The organism is Dolichospermum sp. FACHB-1091 (genome assembly GCF_014697585.1).
In the GTDB taxonomy this organism is placed as follows: Bacteria; Cyanobacteriota; Cyanobacteriia; order Cyanobacteriales; family Nostocaceae; genus Dolichospermum.
This window is the reverse complement of sequence record NZ_JACJSB010000029.1, coordinates 36,988-62,561: the sequence shown is the minus strand read 5'-3', so window position 1 is coordinate 62,561 and position 25,574 is coordinate 36,988. Positions and strand designations below refer to the sequence as shown.

Sequence of the window (25,574 nt, the reverse complement as noted above, 5' to 3'; positions counted from 1 at the left end):
TGTGCCAGTAGTAGTTTTTGTTGCTTGTTTACCTTGAGTTCTGTCTTGAATCCTAGTAGCATGAAGATATTTTACAACAAAATTCCAATATTGTTACCATAGAGGTGTGACTTGGCATAGGAAGCATAAGTAGTTAATTGTTATTAATTGTTAGCTTTTGAGTTACTGTTAATTAGCCCTAGCACCCCCAAAAAAAAGTCAAAGAATCTTGTCTGTCTTTTTTCTGCAATTTTTCAGGTTCAAACTCACCCTAATCAATATAACCAACTACTAAGGCTGCGCTTAAAGATGTTATTATTTACTTATACTGATAATTCCGGACCATTGCACCTTTTTCTGCTTTTCTCGACGATAGGAAAAGAAATGTTCTGGAGTTTGGAAAGTACAATAGGGAGCGATCGCAATTTGTTCTAAACTAATTCCCAACCGTTCTAACTGCAAAGTATTTACCTGACGCACATCTAAACGAACTTTTCCTGGTTCTATATCTCCAAGTAAAGGTGAATTGGGTAAATCATGTAAAGCGGCAATAATTTTTTCTGGGTTATTATGTGGTACAATTGTTGAGCCTATTTCCGCAGCCACTTCCACAGCAACTTGATAAACTTCACCCGCAATAGCTGGACCCATTGCCACGCGCAAATCTGCTAAACTACTACCGTGGGCTTGCATTCTTTTAACAGCTTTAGGGACAATTTTCGCCGCAGTGCCGCGCCAACCAGCGTGTAAAGCCGCTACTTGTCCTGTTTTGACATCTCCAATCAAAACAGGTGTACAATCAGCAGAAGCTACCCACACAGCTTGTAAAGGTTGCTGAGTAATTAAGCCGTCTGCTAACGCCAAATCATCATCACTGGTGTTAACATAATGATGAATTTCCTGGGGAGTCAAAACAGTATTGCCATGAACCTGTTTTAAACGATAAGCCAAAGCCCCTGGTTGTAGTGCCTGAGTTAGCTCATGGGGTGAACGTGGCCAAAACCATTGGGTAAAGAAACCATGAGTCCAGGGTTTTAGAAGATTACAAGTCAGGTAAGGTAGACCTTCCCAATTGTGCCAATGCCAAGTGTGCATTTTTAACCAAACCTCAACAGAAAATTAACCATCTTTAATCAATGCTAACTTGAACAACAGCCAAAAAAGATTTGCCAAGAAAATTTTGAATTATGGGGAACTGCGGTGGAATTTAATCAGCAACTTTTGGTAGACAACTTAAAAGTAGAATATGAGCATCAAGACTTACCATTCTCCTTACATATTTTTAACACAGTATCTTCCACAAATCAAACCCTGTGGCAACTCATTGATCAAGGAGAAAAGCCTGGTTGTGTAGTAATTGCTACCCAACAAACATCTGGCAGAGGACAATGGGGCCGTCAATGGCAGTCTCCCACTGGTGGGCTATATCTTTCAATGGCAATAGATCCTCAATTAGAAGCTACCAGCAGTTATCAGCTTACCCTGGCTAGTGCTTGGGGAATTACAGCACAATTAAGAAAATGTGGTATACCCCTGGGCATAAAATGGCCAAATGATTTAGTATTAAATGGTCGCAAATTAGGCGGCATTTTAACGGAAACCAAAGTCAATAAAGGACAAATCTCTCAAGCCATTATTGGTGTTGGCATTAACTGGGATAATCTTGTTCCAGCCACGGGAATTAATCTGAAACTTTGGCTTAATTCCCAGGATCATCAGATGATAGATCACCTGGAAATGCTAACTTCAAAGGTTTTACTAGGAATTAAGTCCGGTATAGATTGTCTACAGGTAGAGGGAATAAGTATACTTTTGTCTCACTATCTTGATCTACTGACAAATATGGGTGATCATGTTTATGTCAACAATCTTTTAGGTACAGTAGTTGGTGTAACTGAAGAGGGTAATCTCCGGTTAAGAATAACAAATTGTGAGCCAAAAGCAGCGGTAACATCAGAAATTTCCTGCCAACCAGGTACAATCAGTTTGGGTTATCCTCAAGCTTCGGTTCAATGATATTTTTGTTAAAAATATTACCTACTGTAACAGCATATCCGATAATGACATGATTTCATCAGCTTTATTACACACAAAAAAAGAGAACAAATGACGCAGCATCATCAATCTGCTCGTAAAAATTTTTACCTATGTGGTATGAGTAAAGGTTTTGCTTCTAAACTACCTGAACGAAGCTTGTGTTTACTAACTAGCTTTAGTCTTATCGGTAGCGGTTTTGTGACTGCAAGTGAAACTTCATCAATAGACAAAATTGTCCCAACTATTAAGAGTTCCCTTAAGAGTTCCCTGCCAACAGCAGCAGCCAGTCCCGGACATCAAGAAACTATTGTGTCACCAAAAGCACAGGCAACCACAGATTTTTCTGCTCGCCTTGCTACGCTGAAAAAAAGGCTAAGTAGCAGAAGTAGATCCACAATACAAGTTATTGGAGATGGAAAATCCAGGGGTGAAAATGCTCAACAGACCGCTAATGTTAGTGAAGCTGACTCAATAGTCAAAAAACTCCCAGAAGTCTCCCAATCGGCGAATACGGCTCAAAATAATATCAATATCATAGATGCAGAGAGTAAAGCAAAGGATTACAACAACAATTATATTGATCCGACTGAGTACAACAATGCTGACACGGGCAAATATGAATCACCAAGTTCTGTAGTAGTGACAGAACGGGATCAGGGTTGTCAAACAATTTTAGCAGGGGGTGCTTGCACCAAGCCCAGTCAAATTCCTTCTATAGCAAAGTATAAAAGGTCATCACCGACTTGGCTGAAACGAAGTGAAACCGCTAAACTACCGACGGTGTTATCGAGCAAAAAATCAGCCTGGACACCTATAACGACAAATAAGAAACAGAGGGAGAATATTGCTGAGGCTGTTGTTAGGAATGGGAGCAAAATTGGTCGGACTCGCAATAATTGGCAGCCAAGAGAAATTGAAAATAGAACTAATATCAGCAGTCATACAAAGGCCGCCTATCGTCATCACCTTATCCCCCGTCCTGAGAAATTTAGCGCTACAACTGTCAGCACTACTCCAGTCCCTCCCCAGGTGGGTATTTTACCAGCGCCAATGATGGAGGGCAATGTTGCTCCTCGTCCTAGTATGGTGTCTTATAACTTCTCCCTGGCATCAGTATTGCCAGAAGTTCCTTATACTCATACCATTGCCTATCGTGGCGCTGGCGGTTCGGGAATGATTTTTCCTCTAGCTATGGCCGCCCCAATTACTTCTTTGTTTGGCTGGCGGGTTCATCCTATCACAGGTGATAGCCGCTTTCACGCTGGTACAGACTTAGGTGCGCCCGCGGGAACGCCAATTTTAGCGGCGGCTAAAGGTCAAGTCGAAACTGCTAATTGGGTTGGTGGTTATGGTTTAGCTGTAATTATTAATCACAGTTCGGCTCAACAAACTCTCTACGGTCATATGTCGGAAATCTTTGTTCAACCCGGTCAATGGGTAGAACCGGGAACAGTCCTGGGCCTAGTTGGTAGCACTGGTAACTCTACAGGACCTCACTTGCACTTTGAAGTCCGTCACCTCACCCAAAATGGATGGGTTGCTGTTGACCCAGGTGTACAGTTAGAGGGTGGCCTCAGTCAATTGATACAATCTTCTCAAAGAATAGCCCAAGCTCGGTAATTAGGGTAGAAAAGAGGTGGAATGGGGAATAATTGTCAGTTGATAATTATTCCCCATTTCTAGTTAATTCTCCCTACAAATACCCGTTTTCTGCTAAGAATGCAGTTGTAATTTCCTCTTGTTGATGGTGATTATTTCCAGGAGTGAGAAATTTTTCCACGTATTTACCCAATATGTCTCCTTCTAAATTTACCCAACTCCCTGGGAGTAAATGACTCAGATTGGTTTCGGCATAAGTCAGGGGTATGACTGCGACTGTAAATTGAGATAACTCTGATTTATATTCAGCGACCGTTAGGCTGATACCATTAACAGCAATACTACCTTTAGGAACAATATAACGAGCGATCGCATCTGGGGCAACAAAGGTCATTTCCCAGGAGCTAGCAGTTTGTTTAGATGTTATTAACTGACCAATTCCATCTACATGACCCATGACAAAATGACCACCGACTTTACCGCCTACTCGCAAAGACGTTTCTAAGTTGACATATCTTTGCTGAGTTTCTTCCTTACCTAATGTTGTGCGGCCGAGGGTTTCCGGTGAAGCGGTGGCAATAAATCCATCTTTTAATATTTCCTCAACTGTCAGACAGACTCCATCTACGGCTACACTATCACCATAGGCCAAGTCCTGAACGATTGTCTGTAGGCGGCTAAGATAACTAATCTGCCACAAATTTCCCGAATGGGGTTTTATCGTTCCTAAACCTTGAATTAATCCTGTAAACACAGCTTTTCCGAAACTAATTTTATTTATTGCTTAATTTTGGCGGAAATCAACTCATAATTCTCGGAAAAAATGTAAAGTCCGTAAGTTTAATTGCTTTCCCGATTTTGCTAAATGAATATTAACATATTAACATCAATCCCAAGGCATACTTGAATTAAAAGGTTAAAGAAGGATAAAATATGACGGATAAATAAATTAGTTGTTAATATGGTATGAAATGGGTTTATTTATACCTGATTGCTAGGATACCACAACAACAGTCAACAAACCATTAAAAATTCCTAAAAAGCTCGTTTAATCTGCTTTTTTAATTTTTAATTATTAATTTTTAATTTTCCCAAAAGTGTATTGTCTGCTACATAGTTCCAAGCGATTCAAGTATTTTAGAGGCTGAACCAATGATAGAAATGAAAGTCGCTGGTATAGCATTAGATGCCATCACCCGCAGCCCGATTGTACTCCTGAAGGATGGTTCAGATCGTCGCGCTTTGCCCATTTACATCGGTCAAGAACAAGCGAGAGCAATTATGGGGGCTATGGAAAATCAAAAGCCTCCTAGACCTTTAACCCATGACCTGATGGTGAATATGCTGGAAGCATGGAATATGACCTTGGATAGAGTCATTATTCATACTCTCCAAAAGGATACCTTTTATGCTGCGTTAATTCTTCAGCAAGGGGATGTCAAAAAAGAAATTGATGCTCGTCCCAGTGATGCGATCGCTATTGCACTCCGTACAAATACCCCGATTTGGGTCATGGAAGAAGTAGTTGCTGATGCTTCTATCCCCGTAGATCGTGATGCTGATGAAGCTGAACAGGAGGCCTTCCGCGAATTTATTTCTAATCTCCGTCCCGAGGATTTAATTAAGCGGTTTGGAAATAGTGAAAGCTAATATCGGTTTATCAAAAGGAAAAATTAACAATTGAAAATTAAAAAAGCAAATAAAAAAAGCTTTTTAGAAATTTTTAATAGTTATTTAATTAGCTGGACAGAATTAATTACATATTAGTTATTTACCACTTCTTTGCTAGTCAAGGATTTCAGTCGGTATTTTTGTGTAATTAATTTTGTCTTATTACTGATCTGTTCTAAGTGATTGACCGAAAATAATGGGATACAAGCCCCGTCCTTCTAGGACGGCTTTTTATTAATTCTTAATTAATTCTTAATTACAGCACTTCCCGATGTTATGAGGTACAAGAACCCCACCCCCAACCCCCTCCAATATCAAAAGTTTATCCTTTTCTTCCCCCCGCAGCGGGGGGATTGAGGGGGGTGCGAGGAGGGGGCTTAGGATGTACCTCATAAGAGCGAAAACCTCTGTAATTCTTAATTTTCTAATCAATTCTCTAAGCACATCAGATTTTGTAATAAATGTATTAACGGTGGGTTAGGCTGTCGCTAACGCACCCTACAAGGTAAAAATCGCCCAGTTGAAACCGTCAGTTGGTATGATCAGGTTTAAATTAAAATTATGCTTTTTTCCTGAAAAATGAGTAACGAAATTCGTACTATATTTAACCGCATTGCTCCCGTATATGATCAACTAAATGATCAATTAAGTTTAGGACAACACCGAATTTGGAAAGAAATGACAGTCAAATGGAGCGCTGCTAAACCTGGTGATACTAGCTTAGATCTATGTTGCGGTACGGGTGATTTAACTTTTCGTTTAGCACGTCGTGTGGGAAGGACAGGAAAGGTTTATGGAGTTGATTTTTCCCCTAATTTACTGAATAATGCTCAAGAACGCTGCAAAAATTATTATCCTCAACCTCCGATTAATTGGGTAGAAGGAGATGTATTAAATTTACCTTTTGATCATAATTATTTTGATGCAGCTACTATGGGATATGGATTAAGAAATGTTAAAAATATTATCAAAAGTCTTCAAGAAATATACCGTGTTCTTAAACCAGGAGCTAAAGCTGCGATTTTAGACTTTCATCGTCCCAGTCATCAACAGTTACGCGCTGTGCAACAGTGGTATTTAGATAATTGTGTAGTTCCTATAGCCACTAATCTTGGTTTAAAGGAAGAATATGCTTATATTAGCCCTAGTTTAGACCGCTTTCCCACGGGTAGGGAGCAGATAGAGTTAGCGCGTCAGGTTGGTTTTCAGGAAGTTAGACACTATCCCATTGCGAACGGTATGATGGGAGTATTAGTAGTAATTAGGTAATCCAAAAGCCGTGGATTTGTCTCAAATCTTATTATATGTATCACCCCCAATTCTGGGTGGATTAATTGGCTATTATACTAACGATATAGCCATAAAAATGCTGTTTCGTCCCTACAAACCAGTTTATGTTTTTGGGAAAAGAGTACCATTTACTCCTGGGTTAATTCCTAGTAATCAAGAGCGGTTAGGACAAAATATTGCTAATGCGATTATGAAGTCCCTACTGACTCCAGAAGAACTGCAAAATCTAGCGCGAAAACTTTTACAACCTGAACGGTTACAAGGAGGAGTTCTGTGGTTATTACGTCTGCTATTTGAGCAAATTAGAGATGATAAAAACCCCCGTACTACTAAAATTGTAGCGGGAATTTTACGGGATTTATTGGGTGAATCTTTACCGCGTCTTTTGAGGGTATTAGCACGACAGGAAACATTTTTAGAAACTCAAATTAACCAAATATTTGATAAGGTATTACTAGAATTTCAACTTAGTGAAGAACAGTCTAACCGGTTAGCTGATTGGTTATTAGAGATAGTTTTACCTCCTGATAGATTACGACAAATTATCATTGATTTCTTAACAGATCGGACAATTCAAACTATTGATGAAAGCTTTCGAGAAAAAACCAGTGGTACTTATTGGGTAGTTGCAAATTTGTTCGGTTTAAAGAATACTCTAACCCGGTTACGGACATTTTGTTTAGATGAAAAAGAAGCGACCAATGAACGATTACAAGAATTAATTAAAGATCTAAAAATGCGCGATCGCATTAAGGGATTATTACAGAATTTATCTTTACAAAATCTCCCCGTCGGTACTGTACGTCAACTGCGAAAAACTATTAGAGATAATGTACGTCAATACCTGCAAAATAGTGGTAGTGATTTACTCAAAGAATTAACAGAATCCGCTGACTGGGAAAGGATATCTATTATATTACTAAATCGCTTGAGTAATTCACCAGTTGTCAATACTTCTTTAGAAGTAGTTTCTGGGGATTTGACCTTAATTTTAGAAAAGTATCTAGAGAAAGATTTAGAAATTATTGTAGCGCAAACAATTCCCATTTTATCTATAGATCAAGTAATTGTAGAACGAGTAAAAGCTACACCACCGGCTGAACTAGAAGACGCTATTGAAGGAATTGTCAGAAATGAATTACAAGCAATTGTGACTTTAGGTGGTATTTTAGGGTTTTTTGTTGGTGTATTACAAACCGGATTTTTATTCTTTAATTAATCTATAAAGTACCTAGTTTATGTATTTTTGGGCGGGCTAGAAGCCCACCCCACAATTACCAATTACCCATTACCAGCCTCAACTAGATAACTAACAACTTGAGTTAATAATATGAGCCTGTTTTCCGGTGGTTAATAGCAGTTATCGCATCAGGTTTAAGTAATTTACCATTATCTACAGTTGCATATATTACCCAATGATCACCGCATTCTAACCGCTGCTGTACTGAACACTCTAAGTATGCACAAGCATCGGTTAATACTGTACAACCATTGTCCGCTTCCGCTGTGGGGAAGTTACTAAAGCGGTTTTCTCCTGGTTGGAAATTTTTGCGGAAATGTTTCATATATTCCACGTGAATACCTTCAGGGAGGATATTCAGCACCAATTTACCACCAGGATATAATAAAGATTCGATCGCTCTATCCTTGGCGATCGCTACCGTAATTCCCGGTGGATTAAACGTAGCTTGAGACACCCATGCGCCCATCATCCCCGTAGAAAATTCCCCCTGTTTAGCTGTAATAACGCATACAGAACCGATAATCCGGCCTACAGCTTGTTCCGTAGGGGTTGCTGCTTGTTGGGGAACGCGGACTTTCTTGGCCTTTCGCAAGCTTTGAGCAAAATCTGTACCCACTTCTTCACAATATTTAAGAGTTACTTCATCAGGTTTAAATTTTACCTTCAAAGTATCAAAACCAAAACGATATCCAGCGTCTCTAAGTTTACCTTCTACTAAATCTAAAGCTTCACCACTCCAACCGTAAGATCCAAATACTCCCGCAGGTTTACTATTATCACCCGTAGAAAGAACAATACCTAAAGCAGTATGAATAGGTGTAGGTGCGTGTCCTCCAATAGTAGGAGTTCCAATAATAAAACCGTCTGCTTGTTCTACAGTAGTACAAATTTCATCAGCAGAAGCAAATTCACAATTAACAGATTTAACCGCAACTCCACCTTTTGTTAATCCTAGCGCCATTGCTTGTGCTAAAGTTGCAGTATTACCATAAGCAGAAGCATAAAGAAGTGCTACAGATATTTCTCTATCTTTTTGGGCGCGACTCCACTCATGATAAGATTTTGTTAATTCAATTAAACTAGTACGTACTATAGGTCCATGACCTACAGCATACATTCTCACTTGTAAATCAGAAATTTTCTCCAAAGCTGATTCTATATGTGTCGCATGGGGAGCCATAAGACAATTAAAGTAATAGCGTTGATCTTCTTTAAAGCTTTCCCAGTGATCATCAAATACTTCTTCACCACAAATATGAGCGCCAAATAACTTATCTGTAAACAGAATTTGCGTTTTTTGATCATAGCTACAAAGTGCTTCTGGCCAACGAGGACTAGGAGTAGGTAAAAATCTTAAAACATGATCTTTACCCAAATCTAGTATTTCTTTTCCTCGCATAACTAAAACTTTAATATCTTGGTCAGTGAAAGCCGCACGTAAATTATTAGCAGCAGGAAGAGAACAAACAAAAGTAATTTGTGGCGCAATTGCTAAAATTGCTTTTAACGTTGGAACACGATTAGGGTTAAAATGTCCTAAAATTATGTAATCTAATTTTTGAACATTAATTGTTTTTTGTAACGCTTCTAAATAAATTTCTGTAAACCCTTCCGCTGGTGGGTCAGTAATAGCAATTTTATCTGCTTCTATTAAATAACAGTTAGAAGTAGTACCGCGTTCTAGTGCATATTCAATTTCAAATCTGAGTCGTGATTTACTCCGCGCTCTTAAAACTTTTGTGTTAGTACCAATAGGTAAAATTTGTACATCTCTGGGTCGAGAATCATTCATAGATACCTGTTGAGGTGAAAAAACTTGAGAAACCCAATTTTTAGCTGATTCAACAGCGTTAGAAAAAGAATCTGGAATTGACATATTAATGATCTGCAACGAGTAAATAATTATCTAGATAAGAAACAATTAATAATTGATAATAAATTATTACCAATTAAAAATAAGTAATGGATTAAATGCAATTAACAATGGATTAAATGCAATTAGCAATGGATTAAATGCAATTAGCAATGGATAATAAAACTTAATTTATTGTTTATTATCCATTATTTATTGTAATTAGTAGTAATTTCCTACTTTACGATGACGAACTGCTGTAATACCATCGGGTTTAGAAACTTTACCATCATTAACAATGCAATATAAAATCCAATGATCACTACATTCCATACTATTAATAACTTCACATTCCATATATGCGAGTGCGTCGCTAAGAATAGGTGAACCATTTTTAGCAATTTGGATTTTTACATCTGTAAATCTATCAATACCGGGAAGTAAACGTTTAAGAAAATGTTTTTTCAAGTCTTGATAATTTCCTTCTTCAAGAACATTGAGAACAAAACGATCATTAATTTGCAGTAAACTATCAAGAGCGCGATCTTTAGCAACCGCAATAGTAAAACCTAAAGGTTGTAAACTAGCTTGTGTTACCCAAGAAGCAATCATTGCACCACTAACATCACCTTTTTTAGCAGTAACAATATATAAACCATTGCTAATTCTTCCCAACGCTTTTTCCATATTCACGTCGAGAGCTTTGATTTGTTTAATATTGCGTTCTCGTACTAACAATTGTCCTAAACCAGTTCCCGCTTCTTCACACAGTTTATAAATAGATTCATTAGGTGTTTCTTTGATCCGAATAGCTGGAAAAGCTTCCTTAATACCTAAGTCAATAAATTTGCGTCTAAGAGTATCAATTGGTTCATCATCTCCACCATAAGATTCAAATAAACCAACTACTTGTTTATTTTTAGCAACTGCTAATAGAGAACTAATTGCGGCTTGTGCTTTAATTGCACTAGTAGGAGGCATACCAATAATTAAAGCAGATGATCTTCCTGCTAACTCTTGAATTTCTTGGCTTTCTGCGGTGCTAAGATCCAATATTTCCACACCGATACCGGATTTTTGTAAACCCTCAGAAATACTATGTCCTAAAAGATCACTATGTCCATAACCAGAAACATAAAATAAACCGACAGTAGTTTCTGTTTTCGTTTGTTTCTGACTCCAATGCTGATAAAATTCAGTCAGAATATCAAGATTATGATAAAGCAATGGACCATGGCCATTGGCAATAATTTTAATTTTACCAAGTTCACCCATTCTCTTCATTGCATTTAGCAAAGAACGAGCATTTGGACCCATTAAACAATCATAATAAAAGCGAAAATCAGCTTCAATGGCTTCTAAATCTTCGTCGAAAGTGCGATCATCACAGAAGTGCATCCCAAAAGCATCACAGGTGTAGAGAATTTGGGTTTTGCGATCAAAACTAAAGATAGTATCTGGCCAGTGTAAATTTGGCGCACTCACAAATTCTATGTCATGATCTTGACCGATTTTAATCCGATCTCCACTTTTAACAATGCGTTTAGAAAAAGGTTCATGTACCAAACCTTCTAGAAATTGTAAAGCCACTTTTGATGCTAAAACAGTTGCTCTGGGAGCTAATTGTAAAACATCTTCTACTAAGCCACTGTGATCAGGTTCAGTATGACTAACAATGATATAATCAATATTTTTAGGATTAACTAAACCTTTGAGAGTGTCTAAATAAAGTTGACGAAACTTCTGATGAGAAGTATCAATTAAAACTGTTTGTTCACCCCTAATTAAATATGAATTATAGGTTGTACCATTTTGTAACCCAAATTCAATATCAAAACGATCTCTATCCCAATCAAGAGAGCGAATTGCGGTGGTATTGGGGGCAATTTCTACAGTTTGTATAGTTAATCGGTTCTGAATGTTCTCTGAGATAGCTACCATGATTTCACAACAGCAAATAAACTATTATTTCTTCTGCCCCCCATTCTCCCTATTATTTTTTTTTAAAGCTGTAATGAAAAGTATATTTTGGAAAATTAAAAGTGTAATAATAGCTGCAAAAAAATTAAAAAACGACTGACAACTAACAACTGACCACGGACAACTAACAAATCAGTCCACTTTCACGGTAAACTCTTTATGTTGCAATAAAAGACATTTACCCTCATGACTGGAGAATTAAGACTTTGGGCATAGAACTACGCAGTTTCGTATTTCTAGACAACCTGCAACCTCAACACGCTGCATATATGGGAACAGTAGCCCAGGGTTTCTTACCATTACCAGGGGATACATCCTTATGGATTGAGATTTCCCCTGGTATCGAAATCAACAAGATTACGGACGTAGCCCTCAAATCTGCTTCTGTCCGTCCCGGAGTGCAAGTAGTAGAACGTTTATACGGACTTTTAGAGGTACATTCTGGCTCTCAGGGGGAAACACGAGCCGCTGGGGATGCGATTTTGGCGTTTTTGGGCGTGAAAAAGCAGGAATGTCTCAAACCTCGTGTGGTTTCTAGTCAGATTATCCGCAATATTGACGCGTATCAAACTCAATTGATTAACCGTACTCGTCGAGGACAACTGTTATTAGCAGGACAAACTCTGTACGTATTAGAAGTTGAACCAGCAGCTTACGCAGCACTAGCAGCTAATGAAGCAGAAAAAGCAGCACAAATTAATATTCTGGAAGTTCAAGCTGTGGGTAGTTTTGGCCGACTTTATTTAGGGGGAACGGAACAGGATATTTTAGCAGGAGCAGCAGGAGCGTTAGCAGCAATTGAAAATTCACCTGGTAGGGAAAATCTTCAAGGTAAGCGGAACGAATAAACAATTAAAAGTTAAAAATTAAAGGTTAAAGATTTTTTCTAATCATATAAATGATGTATTAAACTCTTTAATTTTTGTTAATTTTTGATCGAGGAGGAAAAAATGGCGAATCAACAACATCTTAATTTATTACGATCTGGGGCAGTTATTTGGATAGAATGGAGAAATCAAAATCCTGAAATTGAAATTGATCTTAGTGGTGCAAATTTACTAGGAGAAAACCTGCGAGGGGCAAATCTTACAGGGGTAAATTTTAATCAGGTCAATTTAGCTTATGCTTTGTTAGTGCGAACTAATTTTAGTCAAGCAAATCTGAGTAATGCTATTTTTTATGAAGCTAAATTAATCGCAGCTAATTTGAGTCAAGCTAATTTGAGTATTGCTAATTTGATCGGAGCAATTTTGACCGCAGCAAATTTAAGTTATGTAAATTTAATTGGTGCTGATTTAAGTGGAGCAAATCTAGAAAATGCTATGATTAATGATGCTAATTTAATTGGTACAAATTTTCAAAATGCTAATTTAAAAAATGCGGATTTATCAGGGTCAAAACTTATTCGCAGTCATCTCAGTTTTGCTAATTTAATGGCGGTTAATTTAATTGCGGCTAATTTAAGTCAAGCTAATTTATATGAAGCAGAATTAATCACTGCTCAACTTTATCAAGCTAACCTACATCAAGCTAATTTAACTAAAGCTCATTTAGGAAACGCATTTTTATCTAAAGCTAATTTAACAGAGGCAAATTTGACAGAAACTGATTTAAGTTGGGCTAATTTAAAAGGTGCGAATTTAGCAGGTGCAAATTTACAAGGTGCAACTATTAGGGGAGCAAATTTTCAGGGAGCAAATTTGAAAGGCGCGAATACCAAGGGGGTAAATTTTCAGAGTGCAAATCTAAAAGGAACGATTCTAGAAAAAGATTAATGTTCTATAAAAACCTCTTTTTGGGTTTTGATAAATTTGTTTATCTCAGAGGTTGCTTGAAAAGTTAGGACTTACGCACAAGTCACGGAATAATGAACCACGTTCGCGGAGCGTCCCGTCAGGGATAGGAACGAAGAGAACGAAGAAAAGAGGGTTTGAGAGATATTTTGCGTAAGTCCTGAAAGTATTAGATGAAACTGATAATCTCCAGAAACCTAACCCCCCTTCCCTGCCTCTCCCTAGCCCTCTCCTCTTAGAAAATGAAAACCCCCTGCTTACAAAGCAGGGGGAAACAGAAACCCAAAATCTAAAATTTTTCGGTCAACCCAACCCGAAATTTTGATTTATATAAACGGTGTTAAATCTAAATGTTCTTCAATGTGATTCCCTAAAGATTCTAAAAGTTGTTCTCGCTGTTCTCTGTAATTTCCTACACCTGTGGGTAAAGATTTCAAACCTCGTTGTTGACGAAGACGATTTAACCAAGCACGTCGCCAAGGTCCATTATCAAAAATTCCATGCAGATAAGTTCCCCAAACTGATTGACAACTATCTACTAACCCTAAATTAACATCATCAAATAGAGGTTGATAGGATTGTTGATCTAAAATTGAGTTTTCTATGCGTGTACGCCCTTGGTGAATTTCAAAGCCTGTGACAGGTAAACCCGCTTGGGGATAATTGGAGGTAACTTGACGCTGACGGGCAATTTTATAACCTGTGATTACTGTTTGTATTGGTAATAAATTTAACCCTTGATATCTACCAGATTGTCCTTCGTTTGCTTCTGGGTCGGCTATAAATTGTCCCAGCATTTGGAAACCGCCACAAATGCCTAAAACCGTGCCACCAGAGGCTGCGTAATTTTGAATTGCTTCTGCCATACCGCTTTTTTGCAAAGCTATTAAATCGCCAATGGAGGTTTTTGTCCCAGGTATAATTACTGCATCTGGATGTCCTAAATCTTGCTTAGGATGTAAGTATTTTACTGTTACTGATGGTTCTGATTCTAGGGGGTCAAAATCGGTGAAATTGGCAATTCTGGGTAAACGAATCACCGCAATGTTTAGTTCAGAGTTAGCTTTTGTGGGTTTGCGTTCCAGTAAATCTAGGGAGTCTTCTGCGGGGAAAACCTGTTCTAAATAGGGAATAACACCAACCACAGGTATACCTGTCCGTTCTTCTAACCATTTAATTCCGGGTTCGAGAATTGAGCGCTGTCCTCGAAATTTGTTAATGACTACACCTTTAATTAAGGCGCGTTCGTCTGGATCTAATAGTTCTAATGTGCCGACGACATGAGCAAAAGATCCACCCCTATCAATATCTACTACTAATAATGTAGCTGCATTTAAATGTTTAGCAACCCGCATATTAGTTAAATCCCGGTGTTTGAGATTAATTTCGGCGGGACTACCAGCACCTTCACAAACTAGGACTTCATAATCTGTAGATAGGCATTCTAAACATTCTTTGATGGTCTGCCAACCGAGTTCAAAATATTGTTCGTAGTAATCTGTGGCGCTGACTGTACCTATGGCTTTACCTTTAAGAATGATTTGGGATGTCATATCCCCCTGGGGTTTAAGTAAAATTGGATTCATTTCTACCCGAGGTACTATTCCCGCAGCCCAGGCTTGTACTGCTTGGGCATAACCAATTTCTCCCCCACTGGCGGTAACATAGGCGTTTAAAGCCATATTTTGACCTTTAAAGGGGGCTACTTGCAACCCGCGCCGGGAAAGAATCCGACAAATGGCGGTGGTTATCAGTGATTTTCCTGCGTGGGATGTTGTTCCCACTACCATAATTGATTTCATTTTTAACTACTATTTAGTATTATTAGATGCAGTAGTGTATCAGTGAATAAACTGTTATTTTTTCAAGTTGTATAAGTATGGCAGCCAGGATGCCTACCATACAAGATTTTTAACCACAATTAAGTTAGTTAAAAGGGTAAGCGTAACCAACGGGTGATAAAATCATTTAAGCGATCGCTCAGTGTAGCATCAGGAAGATTGTGATTTTTTAACTTTCCGATCAATTGATGACCAAGGGGCGTTAAACGAAAACTGTCTGTAATTCCCTGGCCGTCAACTTCTCGTCGCAATACGCCTACATCAATTAACCAGGCTAAGGCGTTTTCACAGCTTAATTCTGATAATGGGCGGTTGGTGTAATTTTGCTTAACTCCTTTATCCATTGCTATAGCACCCAATTGGATGCTTTGACTAGTCATGGCCATAAACAAATTCAGATTAAAGGGCGAACAAATTAGCGATCGCTCGGCTCTTTTTAGTGCTTCCTTAGTATAAACTAGGGGTTTGAGGTTTGGAGAATCCACAGCAGACATTTTTTCTTACTCTAAATTGGGCTTTTTGTCAAGGCTTTGAAAATAAATACTTCTGGGGGAACATATTGAATAATCAGGTTATTTAAATATTGTAAATTATTGTAAAATCTTGATTGCATGAATATTTCTTAAACAGGATAAGGTGAATTATGCCTCTAGCAGTTGGTACAGACGCACCTGCATTTACCACTAAAGATACTAACGGTAACACAGTTTCATTGTCTGATTTTGCTGGTAAAACAGTGGTTCTCTACTTTTATCCCAAGGATGACACACCGGGCTGCACTAAACAAGCTTGCAGTTTCCGCGATGCTCAATCAGAATATATAAGCAAAGGTATCGTGGTCTTAGGTGTGAGCGCTGATGATGAAGCTGGTCATCAAGCTTTCACCCAGAAGTATAATCTAAATTTCCCCTTATTGGCTGATACCAACAAAAGCATCATTACAGCTTATGATGTTGATGGTGGTGGTTATGCCAAGCGTGTTACTTACATCATTGATGGTAATGGCAAAATTATTGATGTTGATGCTTCTGTTAACACTTCTACCCACGCTAGTGATGTCTTAGCAAAAATTGGGTAATCATCAGCATTGAGTTTTTTTCCTCTGGGTTCTGTGTCTCTTGGGTAAAAGGTAATTTATTACAGCACTTCCCGATGTTATGAGGTACAAGAACCCCACCCCCAACCCCCTCCCCGCTTGCGGGGAGGGGGCTTAAGATGTACCTCATAAGAGCGAAAACCCCTGTATCTAACCACAGAGGACACAGAGTTAAGAGGTTTATGAGAATTTTTCCGGCTTCAGGTTTTATTTGCCTGATGATGGTAGGGTTTTTAAGGGCAATTCTGATGCAGTTGGATTTTGTTGTGACTGACTTTGAAGCCGTTTCTGTTGTGCTGCTTTAAATGCTGTTGCTGCTTGATCTAATTGTTGATTCTGTTCTTCAGCATTCCATTGGATAGTCCCCATTTGTGCTTGATGAATCAGGTTGAACATATTAAAATCTGAGCTATTACCAGATAAAGGGTTACTATTGCGATCACTTTCCAAACTGCTAAAGGTTTGGTTAGGATCAGCTAAGGCAGGTTCTAATGTGACTATAGTAGCAGTAATACTAGCAATAGTCACGGCCATAATTTTGTGAATTGCTAAAAATGATCTTTTCATGGATTTTCCCCTCCTATTCTGCTTTTTGGATTAAGCAAGACTGCGACGTATTTGCGATTGTATACTAAGTAAAGCAAAGAGGGCAAAACCTAGTAAGACTAATAGTGCAGACCCAAAGGTAACATTACCCCAGAAGGCTTGCATGACTATATTATCTAATCCCCAACTGCTATGTAGATATAAGTAGCGAATTGGTTCAATTGCGTAGCTGAGAGGGTTGAGGGTAGCAATAACCTGTAACCAACTGGGCATAAAGGATAAAGGCGCTAAGGCTGTACTGGCAAATAATAAGGGAAGATTAGTAACAAAAATTACGGCTATCAGTTCAATGTGTCCCGGTAATGCAAAGGCCAAACCTAGTGATATTGCGGTGACACCCAAGGCGAGAAGAAAGACAATCAAAGCGATCGCACATAATCCGGTAAAATCAGGTAAACCAGCCCCTAAAAATGCCGCTGCTGCCACAATTACCGCCGCTTGTAGTAAGCTTTGGCTAATGATAAAGATAGCAGATGCAAAAACAATTGAAAAGCGTGAGGCTAAGGGTGCAACCAGTAAGCGATTTAAAAAGCCAAATTCTCTGTCAAACATGACGGGTAAACCGGCATTTAAAGCCCCAGCAAACGCGGTAAATACTATTACACCTGCTGCAAGAAATTGACCGTAATTAGACGTACTACTAAATAAACCTTTGGGGGCATTTTGGAATAATGCACCAAATAAAACTAACCACATAACGGGCTGAATAATCCCTGCTATCAGGCTGGAAGGTCGTCGTTGCAGTTGAATAAACAGACGACGGGTTAAAGCAAAGGTTTCTTGCACAATTTCCCCGAATAAATTGGAGTTTGTATCACCAATTACATCTGGTGTGGTTAGTTGTTGCCAGTTCATAACTAATTTATCATTACTCATACAAAATGCTAAAATCAAAAGGTATCAATTATAAACATCCCTGCTATGCTAAATTAGCAAAGAATATTTATGATTCTTAATATTACATTATAGGGCTTGCTGAAAAAGTTGTCTGTGAGGGCAGGGAACTCTTAACTGGGAACTCTTAACTGGGAACAGGGAACAGTTTTAACTGTTTGGATATCGATATCCTCAATTTTCCAAATCCGACAAAGAAAAATGCAAATTTTGAGACACCATTAGCCAAAATCTTGCACTTTTCTGTGGTAAAAATCCGCGAAACCCTTTGTTAATAAATGGTTTTAGGTTTATATGGCTAACGCCACGCTACGCTATCAGCAAGCCCTAACTAAAATCATTACAGTATATAACGGGTATATCAAGTCTAGAATTTGGTGAACAGCCGTAATTCATTGAACTGTATACAGAATATACTTGTGAAAAAAGTTAAAATTAATACGTTTATAAAAAGTCTGAATTATGAGTGAAGCTTTATTTGTTGTGGAAAATCTGCGTGTAGCCTATCCTCAACGCAGTGGAGAAAGGGAAAACTGGGCTGTTGATGATGTATCTTTTGTTCTCAAATCTGGTCAAAGCATGGGATTGGTAGGAGAGTCTGGTTGTGGTAAATCAACTATTGGTAGAGCAATTATGGGTTTATTACCAGCCTCCAGTCGTGTGGAAGGATTAGTAAAATTTCAGGGAGAATCTGTATTTAATTTAACACCAATGCAGATGCAAAAGTTTCGGGGTGAAGCCGTGGCTTTGATTTTCCAAGATCCCATGACGCGATTAGATCCATTAATGACTATTGGTAATCATTGTATTGAAACTTTACAGGCTCATGCACCAGAATTATCCAAACAGCAAGCCAAGGAAAGAGCTTTAGCGACTTTAGACAAGGTAAAAATCCCTTCTAATCGTTGGCATCAGTACCCCCATGAGTTTAGCGGAGGAATGCGTCAACGGGTAGCGATCGCGTTAGCTTTGTTATTGAGTCCTAAATTAATTATTGCGGACGAACCAACAACTAGTTTAGACGTGACTGTTTCTGCTCAAATTCTCCAAGAATTAACGCGATTATGTAGAGAAGAAAATATGGGATTATTGTTAATTTCCCATGATTTAGCCATGGTGGGGGAATATTGCGATCGCATTGGGGTGATGTATCAGGGTAAAATAGTCGAAATGGGGAAAACGGAAACTGTATTTGCTCACCCTGAACACAAATATACTCAATCCTTATTAAAAGCAGCGTTACATATTCAACAGGAAGAGGGAAAAGAGAACGGGGAACAGGGAAAACTCAACCAAGAAAATCCCATTTTAAAAATTACCGAACTCAAACAACATTATACCATAGAACCGAATTTTATTGAAAGAATATTTAAAGGAGAAGGTCAAACAGTTAAAGCCGTAGATGGAATTAACTTAGAATTGTATCCAGGGGAAATTTTAGGATTAGTAGGAGAGTCTGGTTGTGGGAAAAGTACACTTTCGAGAACCATCTTACAATTGATCAGTCCCACATCAGGAAAAGTCGAATTTTTAGGACAGGAATTAACCAGTTTATCCCGTCAAGAAATCCGTTTTTCCCGGAGACAAATCCAAATGATATTTCAAGATCCTCATGCTTGTTTAAATCCAGCCATGACCGTAGGGGAAAGTATCACAGATCCTTTATTAATTCATAATTTAGCTCATGGAAAAAAAGCCAAAGAACAGGTGTTATGGATGTTAGAAAAAGTTGGTTTAACCCCAGCAGAATTATATTATCACCGTTATCCTGCTGATTTATCTGGAGGACAACAACAACGGGTAGCTATAGCCCGGGCTTTAATTACTCGTCCGAAACTGATAATATGTGATGAACCGGTGAGTATGTTAGATGCGAGTGTACAAACCCAAGTCCTCGATTTAATGTTACAATTAAAAGCAGAATTTGATTTAACCTACTTGTTTATTACCCATGATTTATGGTTAGCACGGTTTTTGTGCGATCGCATTGCCGTCATGAATAGTGGTAAAATAGTAGAAATAGGACAGACTAAACAAATTTTTGCTCATCCTCAACACCCTTATACCCAAACCCTCCTAGCTGCTGCACCTTTACTAGCAAAAGCTTAAAGGAGTTAGGAGCAAGAAAATTACCAATTACCAAAGTAATAAATGTCTAAAAATTCACCTGCTAATACTTATAAAACCAATAACTATTCCGCTGATAAATGGCAAGAAAGAATAGCACAAATAGCATATCGTTTTAACCGTCAATATCAAAATCAAAAATTTACATTACCCGAAGAAATAGAAGCAATGCCAATATTTCAGGAATGGATTAATGGCAGATTAAATGATAGAATAGTTTCACCATTTTGGGAAATTGCTCAACCTCAAAAAAATCAACACTGTTTAGACATTGGTTGCGGTTTTAGCTTTTTAATCTATCCTTGGAGAGATTGGCAAGCATTCTTTTATGGACAAGAAATTAGTAATATAGCCAAAGATACTCTTAATTCCCGTGGTTCACAATTAAATTCCAAACTGTTTAAAGGTGTAGAATTAGGACCATCTCACCATTTAAAATATCCAGAAGATCAATTTGATTTAGTAATTGCCACAGGATTTAGTTGCTATTTTCCCTTAGAATATTGGCAAGCTGTATTAATAGAAGTCAAACGAGTATTAAAACCAGGAGGAAATTTTGTTTTTGATATTCTCAATTCCGAACAACCCCTAGCAGAAGACTGGGCTGTACTCGAAACCTATTTAGGTGCGGAGGTGTTTCTCGAACCGATTTCAGAATGGGAAAAAATAATTAAAGCTGGGGGTGGTAAAATTGTTAAACAGCAATTAGGAGAATTATTTGAATTGTACAAAGTCCGGTTTTGAACTACCCACACTGACTTGGAGTATCAAGTGCAGTGTTGGCTTCTGTACTCACGGAGGAGTAGCGCAACTTGGACTTTCCTCCTAGCTTTGGTCTTACCTCCCCTCATACAGCAGAGACGGCTGAACCTTCCCCCTTAAAATGGTCTAAAAAACTCAGCCAGGAAAACCCAAACTGGTGTTTTAGCACATTTTCAAAAATTATCTTTCTATATGGGAGTGGGGGGACTTGAACCCCCACGACCGTTTAAGGTCAACGGATTTTCATTCTCCTGCAGTTTTCACTACTACTCAGTTGCTAAAGCAGTTCTAAGTTTTGAGAATTGGACTCTCTCTTTACCCTCGTCTTGACGTTAGGGTAGCTCCCGTCGAGTCTCTGCACCTTCCCATAGTCTTTAACTTGAGAACTTTTCATCTCAAATTTTAGATTTTTTGGGCTTGGCTCAGGATTGCCATATCTATAAACTAAATTTAGGTTATGAGATTTAGGTTTCCCTGAGTTTGAGAGCTTCCACTTGAAAGGTTTCCCAATCAAGGCTCAATTCCTTAAGTCCGTAGCGTCTACCATTCCGCCACACTCCCGAAGGGTTTTTAGTTTTTTGTGCAGTTTTTCGCCTGCTTGTCTGTTATACCACTAATTACTTTTTTTTGGCAAGTAGATTTTGAAAAAAATTTCCAAAAAATTTAGTTTTTATTTTTCTAACTTGAATATTTGGGACTTGGCCCCAAACAAAACAGAAAGTTAGTCTTTTACTTGCTCAAGTTTCCAGTTTAATGGTTCTATCCGATTATATCATAAAGTTGAGATTTTGAGCAAATTAAATTTTTCCCGTGTTGAGAAATGGAGATTGATACACTAAATTGCTGATTACTGATTCCCTTAATCCGGGCATTCAGCGTATTATGAAGTGAATACACCAAATATAGTTTTCTCAAATTGCGGTAAGGAATATGGTTGTAGCACTACTGTATCTGAGTTTGGCTGGCGCTTATCTGCTGGTGATACCAATTGCTGTCTTGTTTTACTTGAGTTTAAGATGGTATGCGGCTGGTTCTGTGGAACGGGTGTTTATGTACTTTTTGGTGTTTTTCTTCTTTCCGGGTTTACTCGTTCTCTCACCATTTGTAAATTTGAACCCCCGTCCGCGCAAAATTGCTTAAATTAAGATTTGGTAGGTCATAAAACTCATGCGACGTATTGACGCGATTGGTATTGGTTTCGGCGTTTTCGTAGCCGGTGGTTTGGCTTATGTGGGTTTGCAGCTAGTAGGTTTAGATAGTCAAAATGCTGGGATCTGGAGTCAGGTATTTTTGATAGCGGGTCTAATTGGCTGGTTATGCACCTATATTTTCCGAGCAATGGGGAATAAAATGACCTACCATCAACAACGAGAGGCTTATGAAACAGCTTTTTTGCAAAAGCGTCTTGATGAACTTTCTCCTGAAGAATTAGCCAAACTACAGGCGAAAATTGAACAGGAAAAAGAATCTCAGGTTTAAGGTTATCATTGTTCAGTTGTCAGTTGTTTCTTTATGTTTCTTTATAAATAACCACTGACCACTGACCACTGACCACTGACTACTGACTAGGTGAAATGACTGCTATTTCTCGTTGCTTTGAAAGTTTGAGACGGAATCAGGAGTGCGCTTTGATTCCCTTTATTACCGCTGGTGATCCCGATTTAGAAACTACAGCTAAAGCTTTACAGGTTCTAGATCGTTCTGGTGCTGATCTGATTGAGTTGGGTGTACCCTATTCTGATCCCTTGGCCGATGGTCCAGTGATTCAAGCTGCTGCTACTCGTGCCTTGCAACGGGGGACAACTCTAGAGCGGGTATTAGAAATGCTTAAATCTATTAGCCCAAGCTTGCGATCGCCGATTATTTTATTTACATATTACAATCCGATTTTACATCGAGGTATTGATAAATTTCTCCAGCAAGTTCAGGAGGCTGGAGTAGCGGGTTTAGTAGTTCCTGATTTACCCCTAGAAGAGTCAGCAGGGCTAATAAAACCTGCCGCCGAGAGGGGGATAGATTTAATCCTATTGGTAGCTCCTACCAGTGATCAGGAGCGGATAAAAGCGATCGCTCGTGCTTCCGGGGGCTTCATCTATTTGGTAAGTGTTACTGGTGTCACTGGTATGCGAACCCAGATACAAGGACGGGTTTTTGATTTACTCCAAGAAATTCGTCATGTTACAGATAAACCCATTGGTGTGGGTTTTGGTATTTCCGAGCCTGAACAAGCGCGACAAGTAAGGGAATGGGGTGCAGATGCAGCAATTGTGGGTAGTGCTGTAGTCAAGCGCCTAGCAGAAGGAACGCCAGAACAGGGACTAGAAGCCATTGGTCAGTTTTGCCAAAGTCTCAAGACAGCCCTCAACAATCCCATTTAAGCAAAAATAAAAACAGTGTATTTTTTGTGATTTTCTACTGGACAATTTGACTGTAATAGCGTTAAATAATAACAGCATATATTAGAATAGGCGAAAAAATAACTGATACACTGTTTTAAAACTTGATTCTTACACATAGGAGGTAAGTAAAAATTATGGGTGTGAGAGTACATCTGTTAAAAATGAATTACTGTTCATTAGTATTAAGGGGTAACAACAATGAGTGAAAGTATGGCATTTATTGGTGGAGTTGCCGTAGCTGGGTTAGCGGCTCTAGTTTTGCTTAAAGGGACAAATACCCCTTTATCATCAAATTTTGCTGTCAGCCCACAAATGCCAGGAACAGTAATGGCACCCCAGGTAATGCAGTATCCTCCTAATTACGGGCAACCAGTGTATTCTAATCAGCCGCCAACTGCTCCCAACTCTGATCAGCGGTTAGAAATGGAAAAGCAGAAGATGCAGATTGAGAAGTTTAAAAGTGACTATGAACAACTAAAGTTACAAAACCAACAACTCCAACAACAACTGCAAAGTGCTACTCAACAGCAATGGCAAGCCCAATTAGCTAGTCAACAACAAAAAATGGCTGCGTTACCACAACCGGAGCAAAATGATTGGCGAAATTCCCCCATGCTTTGGGCTGTGGGTGGTGCAACATTAACCATTGGTGGGGGTATTGTGGTTGCTGGAGTATTGTCCTTATTTGCGCCGAAACAGCGTCCTATTCGTACTGTCCAAGTAATTCATCCTTCTTACAATGGACAGACACCGCCCTTAGCCCCTGTTCGTCGCGCTGAGTTTTTACCTTCTTCGCGTATGGAAGCAAGAAGGGTAGAAACCGCTGAATACGACGAAATGCACTAAGAGACAACAGAAAGTTACACATCAAAATGTAGTTTTCTGGATTTTGAACCAATCAAAAAGCATGAGCAATACTTAGGTAAAAGAGTTAAAAAAGGTTTATTTAATTCCTAGTCTGGTAAACATTATTCAACAGACTTAAACGGTTCTTTGAACATATTAAGAAAAGTAGTTGGGGACTCTATCTTTGATAGAAACTCAGTTTTAGTGGCTTGTAGTTAGTCCTGTAAGGTGTAGGCCTTACCAAGCTAGAAATATTTGACTATATTTCTAGTAACTATCTGAAAAAAGAATTTAGAATTAAACTCTGTTACCGATAAAATACAAAAGTGCCATTCGTACTGCTACACCGCTAGTTACCTGAGATTGAATCAAACTAAATTCAGGGTCATCCATTAAATCAGAACTAATTTCTACACCACGATTAACTGGTCCTGGATGTAAAACTTTAACGTCAGGTTGACAAAGTTTTAATTTAGGGCGAGTAATACCAAATAATTGATGATATTCTCTTAAACTAGGTAATAAATTGGCTGTCATGCGTTCTTTTTGTAAACGTAAAGTCATGACAAAATCAGCATTTTCTAAAGCTGGTTCTAGTTGCCAATGGGTAAATAAATTATGGGAATTTTCATGAACACCCAAATATTCAGCGAAGAATTTAGGTAATAATGTGGGGGGTGCTGCTAAATGAACTTCTGCCCCACTAGCAATTAAACTCCAAATATTAGAACGGGCGACACGGGAATGTAAAATATCTCCAACAATAGCAATTTTCTTACCTTTTAATAATTCAATTCTTGGTTGTGCAGGATCAATTAAATTACAAATAGTAAATAAATCAAGTAATCCCTGAGATGGATGTTCGTGTTGTCCATCACCAGCATTAAGAACGCTAACTTTTACACCTAAACGATCCATTTCTTGGGCTATACTCAAGGGTACTCCGGCATCTTTATGGCGGATTACCATGATATCAGTTCCCATTGCTAAATAGGTTTTTGCTGTATCTAAAATAGTTTCTCCCTTAGTCATGGAAGATGTGGAAGCAGCAAAATTAAGAGTATCTGCACTTAACCGTTTAGCTGCTATTTCAAAACTACTGCGGGTGCGGGTAGAGGGTTCAAAAAATAAATTTGCTACCACCTGTCCCTGTAATGTGGGGACTTTCTTTGTCCGTCGTGATAGTACCTCTTGAAATGAAGCCGCAGTTTGTAAAACGGCGTTATATTCGGCCGTTGTAAAGTCCGCAAGTGTGAGAATATGATGACGATTCCAGGTAGTTGTAGGCATTTGGATTTTGGATTTTGGATTTTAGATTTTGGATTTTAGATTTTGGATTTTGGATTTTGGATTTTGGATTTTAGATTTTGGGTTATTAGATTTTGGATTTGAGATTTTAGATTTTGGATTTTGGATTTTGGATTTTGGATTTTGGGTTATCAGATAATTAGTAATAATGAAAATAATATATACAGGACTTACGCAAAATATCTCTCAAATCCTCATTTCTCCGTGATCTCTGTGGCTGGAGTGGTTCGTTATTCCATGAATCTTGCGTA

General features: G+C 38.5%; 23 protein-coding genes. 14 read left to right on the top strand and 9 right to left on the bottom strand.

What is annotated here, in order from left to right; all coding sequences use genetic code 11:
- Positions 1-294: 294 nt before the first annotated feature.
- Positions 295-1,074, bottom strand: a complete 780-nt coding sequence (gene pgeF / locus H6G25_RS17090; RefSeq protein WP_190393524.1) for a peptidoglycan editing factor PgeF — start codon at positions 1,072-1,074, stop codon at positions 295-297.
- 105 nt (positions 1,075-1,179) lie between these two features.
- Between pgeF and H6G25_RS17085 the strand changes: the two genes are divergently transcribed.
- Positions 1,180-1,995, top strand: a complete 816-nt coding sequence (locus H6G25_RS17085) for a biotin--[acetyl-CoA-carboxylase] ligase (RefSeq protein WP_190393523.1) — start codon at positions 1,180-1,182, stop codon at positions 1,993-1,995.
- A 90-nt stretch (positions 1,996-2,085) separates the two neighbouring features.
- Positions 2,086-3,636 (top strand): M23 family metallopeptidase, encoded by a 1,551-nt coding sequence (locus H6G25_RS17080; protein ID WP_190393522.1) that lies wholly within the window; start codon positions 2,086-2,088, stop codon positions 3,634-3,636.
- 73 nt (positions 3,637-3,709) lie between these two features.
- Here H6G25_RS17080 and H6G25_RS17075 read toward each other — a convergent pair whose 3' ends face one another.
- Positions 3,710-4,369 carry a riboflavin synthase gene (locus H6G25_RS17075; RefSeq protein ID WP_190393521.1) on the bottom strand — a complete coding sequence of 220 codons (660 nt, stop codon included), beginning with the start codon at positions 4,367-4,369 and terminating at the stop codon, positions 3,710-3,712.
- Positions 4,370-4,767: 398 nt separating this feature from the next.
- On the opposite strand from H6G25_RS17075, the gene H6G25_RS17070 reads away from it, so the two are divergent.
- The 3 genes from H6G25_RS17070 (at position 4,768) to H6G25_RS17060 (ending at position 7,795) form a co-directional block, all read left to right on the top strand.
- Positions 4,768-5,265: a bifunctional nuclease family protein gene (locus H6G25_RS17070; protein WP_190393520.1), complete on the top strand. Its 498-nt coding sequence runs from the start codon at positions 4,768-4,770 to the stop codon at positions 5,263-5,265.
- 600 nt (positions 5,266-5,865) lie between these two features.
- Entirely contained in the window at positions 5,866-6,555 is a 690-nt protein-coding gene (gene ubiE, locus H6G25_RS17065; RefSeq protein WP_190393519.1) for a bifunctional demethylmenaquinone methyltransferase/2-methoxy-6-polyprenyl-1,4-benzoquinol methylase UbiE, read from the top strand.
- Between the two features lie 10 nt (positions 6,556-6,565).
- Positions 6,566-7,795, top strand: coding sequence for a DUF445 family protein (locus H6G25_RS17060; protein WP_190393518.1), 1,230 nt, complete (start codon positions 6,566-6,568; stop codon positions 7,793-7,795).
- Positions 7,796-7,898: 103 nt separating this feature from the next.
- Here the strand turns inward: H6G25_RS17060 and H6G25_RS17055 are convergent, their stop codons facing one another.
- Positions 7,899-9,611, bottom strand: coding sequence for a diflavin flavoprotein (locus tag H6G25_RS17055; RefSeq protein ID WP_190393525.1), 1,713 nt, complete (start codon positions 9,609-9,611; stop codon positions 7,899-7,901).
- A gap of 282 nt (positions 9,612-9,893) precedes the next feature.
- Positions 9,894-11,612 carry a diflavin flavoprotein gene (locus H6G25_RS17050; protein ID WP_190393517.1) on the bottom strand — a complete coding sequence of 573 codons (1,719 nt, stop codon included), beginning with the start codon at positions 11,610-11,612 and terminating at the stop codon, positions 9,894-9,896.
- Between the two features lie 245 nt (positions 11,613-11,857).
- Between H6G25_RS17050 and H6G25_RS17045 the strand changes: the two genes are divergently transcribed.
- Together H6G25_RS17045 and H6G25_RS17040 are read left to right on the top strand one after the other, a co-directional pair.
- Entirely contained in the window at positions 11,858-12,499 is a 642-nt protein-coding gene (locus H6G25_RS17045) for a hypothetical protein (RefSeq protein WP_190393516.1), read from the top strand.
- Between the two features lie 102 nt (positions 12,500-12,601).
- Entirely contained in the window at positions 12,602-13,426 is an 825-nt protein-coding gene (locus H6G25_RS17040; RefSeq protein ID WP_190393515.1) for a pentapeptide repeat-containing protein, read from the top strand.
- 344 nt (positions 13,427-13,770) lie between these two features.
- On the opposite strand, the gene cobQ is transcribed toward H6G25_RS17040, so the two are convergent.
- A complete protein-coding gene (gene cobQ / locus H6G25_RS17035) occupies positions 13,771-15,246 on the bottom strand; it encodes a cobyric acid synthase CobQ (RefSeq protein ID WP_190393514.1) in 1,476 nt (491 codons plus the stop codon).
- A 128-nt stretch (positions 15,247-15,374) separates the two neighbouring features.
- Positions 15,375-15,779: an Npun_F0494 family protein gene (locus tag H6G25_RS17030; RefSeq protein ID WP_190393513.1), complete on the bottom strand. Its 405-nt coding sequence runs from the start codon at positions 15,777-15,779 to the stop codon at positions 15,375-15,377.
- Positions 15,780-15,928: 149 nt separating this feature from the next.
- Here H6G25_RS17030 and H6G25_RS17025 point away from each other — a divergent pair, with 149 nt between their 5' ends.
- Entirely contained in the window at positions 15,929-16,363 is a 435-nt protein-coding gene (locus tag H6G25_RS17025; protein ID WP_190393512.1) for a peroxiredoxin, read from the top strand.
- A gap of 225 nt (positions 16,364-16,588) precedes the next feature.
- Here H6G25_RS17025 and H6G25_RS17020 read toward each other — a convergent pair whose 3' ends face one another.
- Both H6G25_RS17020 and H6G25_RS17015 read right to left on the bottom strand, forming a co-directional pair.
- Positions 16,589-16,948, bottom strand: a complete 360-nt coding sequence (locus tag H6G25_RS17020; RefSeq protein WP_190393511.1) for a hypothetical protein — start codon at positions 16,946-16,948, stop codon at positions 16,589-16,591.
- A gap of 30 nt (positions 16,949-16,978) precedes the next feature.
- Positions 16,979-17,863 carry an ABC transporter permease gene (locus tag H6G25_RS17015; RefSeq protein ID WP_190393510.1) on the bottom strand — a complete coding sequence of 295 codons (885 nt, stop codon included), beginning with the start codon at positions 17,861-17,863 and terminating at the stop codon, positions 16,979-16,981.
- A gap of 480 nt (positions 17,864-18,343) precedes the next feature.
- Here H6G25_RS17015 and H6G25_RS17010 point away from each other — a divergent pair, with 480 nt between their 5' ends.
- From H6G25_RS17010 to H6G25_RS16985, 6 genes are all read left to right on the top strand, one after another.
- Positions 18,344-19,990 carry an ABC transporter ATP-binding protein gene (locus H6G25_RS17010; RefSeq protein WP_190393509.1) on the top strand — a complete coding sequence of 549 codons (1,647 nt, stop codon included), beginning with the start codon at positions 18,344-18,346 and terminating at the stop codon, positions 19,988-19,990.
- Positions 19,991-20,032: 42 nt separating this feature from the next.
- Complete coding sequence (locus tag H6G25_RS17005; protein WP_190393508.1) at positions 20,033-20,752, top strand: class I SAM-dependent methyltransferase; 720 nt, start codon at positions 20,033-20,035, stop codon at positions 20,750-20,752.
- 948 nt (positions 20,753-21,700) lie between these two features.
- On the top strand, positions 21,701-21,910 hold the full coding sequence (gene ndhL / locus H6G25_RS17000; RefSeq protein WP_071604934.1) for an NAD(P)H-quinone oxidoreductase subunit L: 210 nt from the start codon (positions 21,701-21,703) through the stop codon (positions 21,908-21,910).
- Between the two features lie 27 nt (positions 21,911-21,937).
- Entirely contained in the window at positions 21,938-22,249 is a 312-nt protein-coding gene (locus H6G25_RS16995; RefSeq protein ID WP_137907337.1) for a DUF3007 family protein, read from the top strand.
- A gap of 95 nt (positions 22,250-22,344) precedes the next feature.
- Positions 22,345-23,148 (top strand): tryptophan synthase subunit alpha, encoded by an 804-nt coding sequence (gene trpA / locus H6G25_RS16990; protein WP_190393507.1) that lies wholly within the window; start codon positions 22,345-22,347, stop codon positions 23,146-23,148.
- A 219-nt stretch (positions 23,149-23,367) separates the two neighbouring features.
- Complete coding sequence (locus tag H6G25_RS16985) at positions 23,368-24,015, top strand: heterocyst differentiation related protein (RefSeq protein ID WP_190393506.1); 648 nt, start codon at positions 23,368-23,370, stop codon at positions 24,013-24,015.
- A gap of 297 nt (positions 24,016-24,312) precedes the next feature.
- Here the strand turns inward: H6G25_RS16985 and H6G25_RS16980 are convergent, their stop codons facing one another.
- Entirely contained in the window at positions 24,313-25,305 is a 993-nt protein-coding gene (locus H6G25_RS16980) for an aspartate carbamoyltransferase catalytic subunit (RefSeq protein WP_190393505.1), read from the bottom strand.
- Positions 25,306-25,574 lie beyond the last annotated feature (269 nt).